Here is a 10,191-nt window from a genome sequence, read left to right as displayed (position 1 = left end):
AACTCGATGCCATCGCAGACGAACTCAACGACCGGCCGCGGCAGACGCTGGGCTGGCTTAAGCCGATCGAAGCGTTCAGCAAAGTGTTGCTAGACTAGAGGCGGTGCACTCACCAGTTGAAACCACCATCAACATTACAGCGTGTCGAACACCTGTGCTATAGCATATTCAGACTATGGCGGACTCGACTAATGCATATGTATTATCGAGGCGAGGCAAAGGTGACCGTTTCCTCTAGTCTCAGGAGCTAAAGACCCGAAACCCGCAAAGTGATGTTCAACCGCCCCACCAGCCCCAGCGCCGGATCAGCGGTCCCCGGCAGGATCCGAGGCACCCCGTGGAAGGCCAGCCGCGACTCCCCGCCGAACACGAACAGGTCGCCCGACCGGAGATCCACGTCCGTGTACGGCCGCCCGCGATCCACCGTGTTCCCGAACCGGAAAACGCACGCGTCCCCCAGGCTCAGCGACACGACCGGTTCCGACGACGCCTCGTCCTTGTCCTGGTGCAGCCCCATCTTCGCCGCGGAGTCGTAGAAGTTCACCAGCGCGATGTCCGGCTCGTACGACGAAGGACCGTACGCGGACGAAACCGCCCGCCGCCCCAGGTCGCCCAGCCACGAAGGAAACGGCAGTACCGGTGAGCCGTCCGCGGTCACCTTCGAATACCGGTACGGGTGCCAGTGCCAGCCGAGGCAGACCGTCCGCACCGACATGACGCCGCCGTTCGGCAGCCGCGTCTGCCGGTAACCACGCCAGCCGCGGCAGGCCTCGACCAGGCGGCGTTGCCCGTCGAAGTCGAGCCAGTCGGGAACATGCACCGCACCGGGCGCGACTTCGTTACGCGGGCGAGGGATCAGCGCGTCCACGCGTCGAGTTTGCCAGGGCGCGCGCCGACGATCCGGTGGCCCCGCATCAGGACACCCGCCGCGACGAACCAGCGCAGCACGGACCGGCCGAACCGCGGCCGGGACGGAGCATCCATGACTGTCACGGCCAAGGAAGCTGCCACAAAGTGCCGGCGGAAGCCACCTTTCGGGCTACTCCGATCGGCCGGTTGACCGCAGTGCGTTCACCCGGTCACCGTCCGAATTCGACCACCGTCACCCCGGCCCGCGCGGGCACGGGGTCGTTCATCTCCGCGAGCACCGCGGGGACGTCGTCGAGGCCGACCCGGTTGCCGATCATGCCTTCGAGGTCGATTCCGGCCGTCTCCACCACCCGCAGCATCTCGGGGTACTCGTGCGCTTGCAGCCCGTGGATGCCGACGATCTCCAGTTCCCCGCCGATCACCCGGTGCATCGGGATCGGCGCGACGCCCTGCGCCGGCGGCATCAGCCCGGCTTGGACGTGCCGTCCCCGCTTCCGGAGGCTGCCGATCGAGGCGGCGCAGGTGGTCGGCGAACCGAGGCAGTCGAGGGAGACGTGCGCGCCGCCGCCGGTCAGCTCCCGGACATGAAGAGCGACGGCTTCGTGGCCTTCGAACGCGGACGGATCGACGGCCGTCGAAGCTCCCATCCGCACAGCCAGCGCCCTGGCCTGCGGAGACGGGTCGACGGCGACGACCGAAGCACCGGCGGCGACGGCCAGCAGGATCGCCGAGACGCCGACCCCACCACAGCCGTAGACCGCGACCTGATGGCCCGGCCGGACCCCGCCCTGGCGCAGCACGGCCCGGAACGCCGTCCCGAACCGGCAGCCCAGCGCCGCCGCTTCGGCCGCGGAGAGCGTGTCCGGCAGCGCCACGAGGTTGACCTCGGCGTTTTCGATGGCGACGTACTCGGCGAACGAGCCCCAGTGGGTCGCGCCCGGCTGGAACTCGCGGTCACAGATCTGCTGGTCACCGGCCGCGCACTGGGCGCAGGTGCCGCAGGCGCAGACGAACGGCACCGTCACCCGGTCGCCCTCCGACCAGCCTCGGACGCCCTCGCCGAGCGACGCGATCCGGCCGGCGAGTTCGTGCCCGGCGACGTGCGGCAGCTTCACCGACGTGTCGTGCCCCTGCCAGGAGTGCCAGTCGCTGCGGCACACCCCGGTCGCCTCGACGGCGATCACCACCCCGCCCGGTGGTGCGACCGGATCCGGCACCTCGCGTACCTCGGGCAGTACCCCGAACTCCTCGAAGACGACCGCCCGCACTCGCGCTCCCTACGTGTCCCGGCCTCGCTGCATCACGATGCCCTCGCCGGGCACCGTACACCGGGCCGCCCGCCCCCGCGGCGGTCCCAGAAGCCGCGACAGGGACTCCGGCGGCACCCCGACGATGTCCTCGAGATTCTTGAGCACCAGCAGGGATTCCGGCCGTTCCGGACGGCAACGGCCGGACTGCCAGTGACTCAGCGTCGCGAGGCTGACCGAGCACCCCCGTCCTCTGAGCCGGTACCGGATCCGATCGAGACCGAGACCCCGCGCCCTGATCGCCGCCCTGAGGGCGTCCGCGAACGGCCCCGTCTCCAGCAGCCGCCTGAGTTCACGTCCTTCCGCCACCCCCCGGTCGATGGTGTGTGTCCGCTGACCGGTCATCTTTCATCGCCTTCGCACGCTCGCTAGCCACCCGGAATAGCGCAGCCTAGGCGCGGGATCACATGATCGGAAGGGCCTTAGATCACCTATCGGCTCGGCAGGTGGGTGACGTAATTATGCAGAGACGTAGGGAAAATTCCCACCGCGTGTCCCCACCGGTACGCGTCCACAGTGGACACGTCGGGCATGGGCTCAGCGAAGCGCGACCGACAGCGCCTGCGCGATCTCCTTGCCGATGGCGTGGGTCGCCGCGTCCGGCGGCGAGCCGACCTTGACCACCATCGGGCCGCCGAACGGCTGGCGCTCGACGACCTCGATCCGCTCGCCGAGGCCGATGGAGTGCTCGGTGAGGTAGCGCAGGAGCTCCGGGTCGGTGTCCCAGACGCGGACGATCTCGCCGACCGCGCCGGGCGGGAGGTCGTCGAGGATGCGCATCGGCATCTCCTCGACGCTGCCGTCGGGCGCGGGGATCGGGTCGCCGTGCGGGTCTCGCACCGGGTTGCCGAGCTTCGCGGCGATCCGTTCGACGAGCCTGTCCGACACCGCGTGTTCGAGCGCGTCGGCCTCGGCGTGGACCTCGTCCCAGGTGTAGCCGAGTTCGGAGACCAGGTACGTCTCGATCAACCGGTGGCGGCGGAGCACCGAGCGGGCGAGCAGCCTGCCTTCGGTGGTCAGCTCGATCCCCCGGTACGGGACGTGCGCGACCAGCCCGAGCTGGGACAGCTTGGTGACCATGCCGGACGCCGACGACGGGCTGACCTCCAGCCTTCCGGCCAGCGACGTGTTGGTGACGGCCTCGCCGCGTTCGACCAGCCCGTAGATCACCCGGACGTAGTCCTCCACGGACGACGACCTGCGGCTTGCCCCTTCACCCATGTGTGCGAGTTTACGGCTTGCCGCTCAGCTGCGACTCACCCAGCGTGCGGTCGCCAGCGGTACCGGATCCAGCCGGGGACGGGTTCGGCGCCGAGCTGGGCGTAGAACGCCTCGCCCTTCTCGTTGCCTTCCTGCATGTCCCATTCGACGCGGCCGGGCGTCCGCGCGCTCAGCTCGTCGAGCAACTCCCGGCCGAGGCCGTAGCGGCGGTGTTCCGGGCGCACGAAGAGGTCGTCGAGCCAGATCCCGGGCCTGGCCTCCCAGGTGGAGAAGTTCCAGCTGCAGAAGGCGAAGCCCGCGACCTTGCCCGGTTCACCCGGTGGGGTGGCCAGCAGCACCCAGGCCTTCGGGTCGGGTCCGAAGAGGAACCCGGCCATCTCCTGCCTGTCGAGCTTCAGATCGTGTTTGTCCTCGTAGACCGCGTGCTCCTCGATGAGCGCGCAGATCTCCTCGATGTCGTCCGCGACCGCGTCCCGTACCGGCATGGGTCTCAGCTCCGTTCGTAGACGATGTCGCCGCCGACGGCGGTGGCGACGACGTGGATCGAATCCCCAGTGGACTCGTCGGTCGGGTCGGCCGAGAGGACGGCGAAGTCCGCGAGCTTGCCGACCTCCAGCGTGCCCAGGTCCTTCTCGGCGAAAGCGGCGTACGCGGATCCGTACGTGTACGCGCGCAGCGCTTCGGCGGGCGTGAGCCGCTCATCGGGACCCAGCACGACGCCGGACGCGGTCTCCCGCCGCACCATGTCGGTCAGCGCGAGCAGCGGCGCGCCCTCGACGACCGGGCGGTCGGAGCTGGCCGGGAGCACGCATCCCGCGTCGAGCAGGCTCTTGAGCCGGTAGCACCACGGCTCGCGCTCGGGGCCCAGCGCGGCCCGCATGCCGTCGCCGATCTCGTTGACGAACCTGCCCTGCGGCGAGGCGATCAGCCCCAGCGACGCCAGCCGCTTCAGCTCCTCTGGCCGCAGCACCGCGCAGTGCTCGATGCGGTGCCGATGATCGGGCCGCGGGTCGGCCTTGAGCGCGGCCTCGTAGGCGTCGAGGACGACGGTGATCGCGCGGTCGCCGATGGCGTGCGTGGCGATCTGCCAGCCCGCCTTGTGCGCGGCGGCGATCGTCCGCGCGATCTCGTCCTCGGGTACCTGGAAGTAGCCGACATTGTCCGGTTCGCCCGCGAACGGCTCGTGCATCGCGCAGGTCCGGCCGATCAGCGATCCGTCGGCGAACAGCTTCATCGCGCCGATCCGCAGCCACTCGTCGCCGAACCCGGTGCGCATCCCCAGGTCCAAGCCGAAGCCCGCACCGGCGTCCAGCTCGTGCAACACGCTCGCCGCGACCATCACCGTGCTCCGCACGCGCAACACCCCGCGTTCGCGTGCCACCTGGTACGCGGCGAGTTCGGCGGGGGTCTCCCCCACGAGGCCCCCGCCGATCCCGGCCTCCTGGACACTCGTGATGCCTTCGGCCAGGTACCGCTCGCTCGCCCTGTCCAGCCCGCGGACGACCCGCTCCACCGGCGTCGGGTAGGTCAGCGGCCGCAGCATGAGCTGGGCCTGCTCCCGCAGGAGACCGGTCGGCGAACCGTCCTCGTCGCGGACGACGTCGCCGCCCACGGGCACGTTGCCCAGGTCCAGGCGCTCCAGTACCGCGGAGTTGACCACGGTCATATGCCCGGACGTGTGCTTGAGCCGCACGAGGTGGCCAGGGGCGGCGCGATCGAGCCCCTGCCTCGTCGGATGGCCGCCCACGAGCTTGTTCTGGTCGTAGCCGCTGCCGATGATCCAGCCGCCCGGCGGGGTGTCGGTCGCGCGCCGCGCGACGGCGTCGTACACCTCGTCGACACTGCGGCAATCCGAGAGGGCGACGTCGTCGAGCGCCATGCCGAACCAGGCCATGTGGTTGTGCGCGTCGTGGAATCCGGGCACCACCACCGAGCCACCGAGGTCCACGCGGCGTTTGGCGGAAAGCGCGGCGGCATCGTCGTCCAACGCGACGATTCGTCCGTTCAGCACCGCAAGCGCCACGGATTCCTCTGCCCCAGTGAGGAACCGGGCGTTCTCGTAGACCGTGTCGACCCGCATGGATCCGACCCTATCGATCGATCGATCGGTCGTCTAGGCTCGGCGTCATGAGCACCGTGGACTACGCACTCGACGACGGCATCGCCGTGATCTGGCTGAACCGCCCGGAGCGGCTCAACGCGGTGGTCGCCGAACTGGTCGACGACCTGTTGGAGGCGCTCGACGCGGCCGCCAAGTCGGACGCGCGCGCCGTCGTGCTGGCCGGGCGGGGACGGGCTTTCTGCGCCGGTCACGACCTCAAGGAACCCACCCCGTCCGGAGACACAGCTGATTCCAGGGCGCGCCTCGACCGGTTACAGGACGTGACTCGCCGTCTTCGCGGACTACGTCAGCCCGTCATCGCCGCGGTCCACGGCTACGCGATCGGCGCGGGCGCCGAGTTCGCGATGGGCTGCGACCTGATCCTCGCCGCCGAAGACGCGGTGTTCGCCTTCCCCGAGGTCTCCTTGGGCCTGAGCGTCACGGGCGCGGCGTCGCGGTTGCTGCCGCTGCTGGTCGGCCCGCTGAAGGCCAAGGAACTCCTGCTGCTGGGCGAACGCGTGAGCGGCGTCGAGGCGGCCGGACTCGGCCTGGTCAACGCCGCCCTGCCCGTCGACGACCTGATGGACACCGCCCTCGACTGGGCGGCCAAGATCGCCGCGCATCCGGCGGCCGCGGCCACGATGGCCAAACGCGCCCTCGATTCCGGCATCGACAGCTCCCTCGACGCCGCCCTCGAACTCGAAGTCAGCCACGCGCTGATCACCGAGCACTCCGCCGAGGTCGCCGCCTCGGCCGAGGCGTTCCGGAACCGCGCATGACCTCGCTCACCGGCATCGACACCCTCCTCGGCCTGACCACCAGGGCCGCCGCGCTCTGGCCGGACAAGACGGCGTGGATCTTCGACTCCACCGGAGAGAGCTTCACCTTCGCCGACGTCGACGCGCGCAGCACCGAGTTCGCCCGCGCGTTGCTGGAACTCGGCGTGGAACCGGGTGACCGGGTCGCGGTGATGCTGCGCAACCAGCCCGAGTTCCCGTTGCTGTGGCTGGCCTTGGCCAAGATCGGCGGGGTGCTCGTCCCGGTCAACACCGGGTACCGCGAGTTCGACGGCGCCCACGTGCTCCGGCACTCCGGCGCCAGGTTCGCCGTGGCCAGCGAGGAATTCCTGGAGCTGCTGACCAAGATCGCGCCGGAGACCTCGCTGGAACACGTGCTCACGCCCGGCGAACTCACCGGCTCCGGCGCCGCCCCGGTCTTCGCGAGCGAAGCCGAACGCCCGGTCAACATCCAGTACACCTCGGGGACCACGGGCGCGCCCAAGGGCTGCGTACTGCCGAACCGGTACTGGACGACCCTCGCGATCGGCCTGGCCTCGGACTACCCGTCGGTCGGCGCGGACGACGTCATCCTGACCGCGCAGCCGTTCCACTACATCGATCCACAGTGGAACGTCGCGCTGGGGCTCGCCGGCGGCGCGACCCTGGTGGTGCTCGACCGCTTCCACCCGTCGACGTTCTGGGACAAGATCCGCGAACACGGCGTCACCTGGTTCTACTGCCTCGGCCTGATGCCCACCCTTCTGCTGCGCCAGCCGGAAAGCGAGCTGGACAAGGCGCACCAGGTCCGCGCGATCTGCGCTTCGGCCATCCCGCGCGACCAGCACGCCGCGCTCGAAGCACGCTGGGGCGCGCCGTGGTACGAGGCCTTCGGCATGACCGAGACCGGCGGCGACATCCGGATGTACCCGGCGGATCACGAGGAGACCGTCGGCACCGGCTGTCTCGGCAGGCCGACACCCGCCCGCGAGGTGATGATCGCCGGCGAGGACGGGAAACCGCTGCCACGCGGGGAAACCGGTGAGCTGCTGATCCGCGGCGTCGGCCTGATGCACGGCTACCACGACGATCCCGAAGCGACCAGGCGCGCGTTCGACGGCGGCTGGTTCCACACCGGCGACCTGGCCACAATGGACGGCGAAGGCCGTGTGTACTACGTGGGCCGTACCAAGGACATGATCCGCCGCAGCGGCGAGAACATCTCCGCGGACGAGGTCGAACGGGCGTTGCAGCTGCATCCGGCGGTCAAGCTCGCCGCCGTCGTCGCGGTGCCGGACGACATCCGCGGCGAGGAGGTCAAGGCGTACATCGTCCTCGACGAGAACGAGGGGCACCAGTGCGAACCGGCCGAGCTGGCGGAGTTCTGCTCGGCGAAACTGGCCTACTTCAAGGTTCCCCGGTTCTGGGCCATCGCGGCGGAACTGCCGATGACACCGTCGGAACGGGTCGCGAAGGGCGAGCTGAAGAAGGCGGGCGACCTCCGCGCCGGTTCCTGGGACAGGACCACGGGGACATGGTTGTGAACACCCGCGAACGCGTCCGCCAGGCGGCGGTGAAACTGTTCGCCGCCAAGGGGTTCCACGGCACCGGCATCCGGGATCTGGCGCAGGAGGCGGAGCTGTCGTCCGCCAGCCTGTACCACTACATGGGCACCAAAGAGGATCTGCTGGTCGCCATCATGAACGAGTCGCTGCGGCGCCTGCTCGACGCGGCCGAGCGGGCGACCGCCGGACTCGCCGATCCCGTGTCGCGGCTCGGCTCCCTGGTGGCGCTGCACGTGCTCGCGCACGCCATCCAGCCGGATGACACCCGCGTGGTGGACAACGAGGTCCACGCGCTCACGCCCGGCGCCAGGGCCGAAGTGGTGGGGCTGCGCGACGCCTACGAAAGGCTGTGGGCGGACGCCATCGAGGACGGTGTCGCGGCGGGCGTCTTCCACACCGACCAGCCTTCGGTCACCCGGCTCGCACTGGTGGAGATGTGCAGCGGCGTCGCGCGCTGGTATTCGCCGTCGGGGCCGCTCACCCTGGATCAGCTGGCCGCGCACTACGCGGAGCTGGCGCTGCGGGCGCTCGCCTGCGAAGGCCGGCTCGACGTCAGTGCGCTGCAAAACTGCCGTGAAGTGGTCTCGGGAGTGTGGCGAGTGCCCGTTTAGCGGCGACTTTAGGTCCGTACGCCTTGCTCAGACGGCTTCTCTGGGGGACGCTCGAAGGGTGACTGAGCAAACGATCCAACTCGAACTGGACGACTCGGGTCTCTCGCCGGCGTTGCCGGTGCCTTCGAACCCCCGTGATCAGGTGCAGGACGTCCCCTACCGCCCGGTGGGCTTCCGCGACGACGACCTGCCCACGGCGCTCGAACGGTGCGCGACATGGCTACGCCAGGCTCAGGAGTGGCTCGGGGAACCGGTCGATGTGCTGGCCGTCCATCTCGACTACGACGACCGCAAGGGTTCGCCGTACTACGACGTGAAACTTCTCTGCAACGAGGAGGACCTCGCCGGGGTCCCGATCGCGATGCGGAACCAGAAGGACGAGGACGAGGACTAGAGAGACCGACGCAATGAAGGGGCCTTTCATCGCGAAATTTGCGATGAAAGGCCCCTTCATTGCACTTGGGGGACGGCGTCAGCCCAAGGTGCCGCCGACCTTGACGTGCCCCTTCAGCAGGTTGCGCGCGATGGTCCGGCGCTGGATCTCGTCGGTGCCCTCGTAGATCCGCAGCAGCCGCAGTTCGCGGTACCACCGCTCGACCGGCAGTTCCCGCGTGTAGCCCATCCCGCCGTGGATCTGCAGGACGCGGTCGACGATCTCGTTCGCCTTCACGCCGCCGTACAGCTTCGCCATCGACTGCGCGTGCCGAGAGTCCAGCTTCTGGTCGACCTGCCAGGCGGCGTGCAGCACCAGCCAGCGCAGGGCCTCCAGTTCGGTGCCGGAGTCCGCGATCATCCACTGGATGGCCTGGCGCTCGGCGATCTTCTGCCCGAACGTCTCCCGCGTGTTCGCGTGCTCGATGGCCATGGAGATCAGCCGCTCGCAGGAGCCGATCGCGCGGGCGGGCAGCAGGTAGCGGCCCGCGCCGATCCATTGCATGGCCAGGTCGAAACCGTGGCCGAGCTCGCCCAGGATCTGCGTCTCCGGCACGCGGACGTCCTCGAAGACCAGTGACGCCGGGCCCCATTCGCCCATGGTGTCGATGTACTCGGACTTCCAGCCGGCGTCGCGGTCGACGAGGAAGCACGTGACGCCGCCGTTCGCGCCCTTCTCTTGGTCGGTGATCGCGAAGACCATCACGAAGTCGGCCTCGTTACCGCCGGTGATGAAGGTCTTCTCGCCGTTGATCACCCAGTCGGTGCCGTCCTTGCGGGCGGAGGTCCGGATGGCCTTGGCGTCCGAGCCCGCGCCGGGTTCGGTGATCGCGAAACACGACTTGCGTTCGCCCGAGATCGTCGGGAGCAGGTAGCGCTCCTTCTGCTCGTCGTTGGCGTAGTACAGGATGTTGTCCGCCGAGCCGCCGAAGCGGAACGGCACGAACGTGCGGCCGAGTTCGGCCTCCAGCAGCGCGGTCATCACCGCGGACAGGCCCATGCCGCCGTACTCCTCGGGCGTCTGCACCCCCCAGAAGCCGGATTCCTTGGCCTTCAGCTGCAGTTCGCGCAGCTCGTCGGAGGTCAGGCCGGGCTGACCGGCGCGTTCGCGGCGCAGCACCTCCTGCTCACGCGGCATCAGGTCGCGCTGGACGAAGGTGCGCACCCAGTCGCGTACCTCGCGTTCCTCGACGCTCAGAGAGAAATCCATGGTCAGCCCGCTCCCGTTCGACAGTGACCTAGCGCTGACTAAGCGCTCGCTTAGTCCAGGGTACCGCTTCGGTTGTCGTTCGCCGAGGAGTTGTCATA

The 10,191-nt window shown here is 69.2% G+C and carries 12 protein-coding genes; 4 read left to right on the top strand and 8 right to left on the bottom strand.

What is annotated here, in order from left to right:
• Positions 1–247: 247 nt before the first annotated feature.
• From DMH01_RS39575 to DMH01_RS39550, 7 genes are all read right to left on the bottom strand, one after another.
• Positions 248–868 (bottom strand): alpha-ketoglutarate-dependent dioxygenase AlkB, encoded by a 621-nt coding sequence (locus DMH01_RS39575; RefSeq protein ID WP_125684096.1) that lies wholly within the window; start codon positions 866–868, stop codon positions 248–250.
• The gene (locus DMH01_RS43130; RefSeq protein WP_199745793.1) at positions 856–993 is read right to left on the bottom strand and encodes a hypothetical protein; all 138 of its coding nucleotides are present in this window, start codon (positions 991–993) and stop codon (positions 856–858) included. The genes DMH01_RS39575 and DMH01_RS43130 overlap by 13 nt, the downstream gene beginning before the upstream one ends.
• An 86-nt stretch (positions 994–1,079) precedes the next feature.
• A complete protein-coding gene (locus DMH01_RS39570; RefSeq protein ID WP_125684095.1) occupies positions 1,080–2,138 on the bottom strand; it encodes an alcohol dehydrogenase catalytic domain-containing protein in 1,059 nt (352 codons plus the stop codon).
• A 9-nt stretch (positions 2,139–2,147) separates the two neighbouring features.
• A complete protein-coding gene (locus tag DMH01_RS39565; protein ID WP_125684093.1) occupies positions 2,148–2,522 on the bottom strand; it encodes a transcriptional regulator in 375 nt (124 codons plus the stop codon).
• 192 nt (positions 2,523–2,714) lie between these two features.
• The gene (locus DMH01_RS39560; protein WP_125684091.1) at positions 2,715–3,398 is read right to left on the bottom strand and encodes a metal-dependent transcriptional regulator; all 684 of its coding nucleotides are present in this window, start codon (positions 3,396–3,398) and stop codon (positions 2,715–2,717) included.
• Between the two features lie 35 nt (positions 3,399–3,433).
• Positions 3,434–3,883, bottom strand: coding sequence for a GNAT family N-acetyltransferase (locus DMH01_RS39555; protein WP_125684089.1), 450 nt, complete (start codon positions 3,881–3,883; stop codon positions 3,434–3,436).
• A 5-nt stretch (positions 3,884–3,888) separates the two neighbouring features.
• On the bottom strand, positions 3,889–5,478 hold the full coding sequence (locus DMH01_RS39550; RefSeq protein ID WP_125684087.1) for an amidohydrolase: 1,590 nt from the start codon (positions 5,476–5,478) through the stop codon (positions 3,889–3,891).
• A gap of 47 nt (positions 5,479–5,525) precedes the next feature.
• Here DMH01_RS39550 and DMH01_RS39545 point away from each other — a divergent pair, with 47 nt between their 5' ends.
• Genes DMH01_RS39545 through DMH01_RS39530 form a run of 4 tightly spaced genes read left to right on the top strand, consistent with a single transcriptional unit; the run spans position 5,526 to position 8,845 of the window.
• On the top strand, positions 5,526–6,278 hold the full coding sequence (locus DMH01_RS39545) for an enoyl-CoA hydratase/isomerase family protein (RefSeq protein WP_125684085.1): 753 nt from the start codon (positions 5,526–5,528) through the stop codon (positions 6,276–6,278).
• The gene (locus DMH01_RS39540) at positions 6,275–7,819 is read left to right on the top strand and encodes an AMP-binding protein (RefSeq protein ID WP_125684083.1); all 1,545 of its coding nucleotides are present in this window, start codon (positions 6,275–6,277) and stop codon (positions 7,817–7,819) included. The genes DMH01_RS39545 and DMH01_RS39540 overlap by 4 nt, the downstream gene beginning before the upstream one ends.
• Complete coding sequence (locus tag DMH01_RS39535) at positions 7,810–8,451, top strand: TetR/AcrR family transcriptional regulator (protein WP_125684081.1); 642 nt, start codon at positions 7,810–7,812, stop codon at positions 8,449–8,451. Before DMH01_RS39540 ends, DMH01_RS39535 begins: the two co-directional genes overlap by 10 nt.
• A gap of 58 nt (positions 8,452–8,509) precedes the next feature.
• Positions 8,510–8,845: a hypothetical protein gene (locus DMH01_RS39530; protein WP_034308634.1), complete on the top strand. Its 336-nt coding sequence runs from the start codon at positions 8,510–8,512 to the stop codon at positions 8,843–8,845.
• Positions 8,846–8,923: 78 nt separating this feature from the next.
• On the opposite strand, the gene DMH01_RS39525 is transcribed toward DMH01_RS39530, so the two are convergent.
• Positions 8,924–10,093, bottom strand: a complete 1,170-nt coding sequence (locus tag DMH01_RS39525) for an acyl-CoA dehydrogenase family protein (RefSeq protein ID WP_125684079.1) — start codon at positions 10,091–10,093, stop codon at positions 8,924–8,926.
• Between the last annotated feature and the right edge of the window lie 98 nt (positions 10,094–10,191).

The sequence above is a fragment of the Amycolatopsis sp. WAC 04182 genome (assembly GCF_003947465.1).
Lineage (GTDB): Bacteria > Actinomycetota > Actinomycetes > Mycobacteriales > Pseudonocardiaceae > Amycolatopsis.
This window is presented reverse-complemented; position numbering and strand designations above follow the sequence as displayed.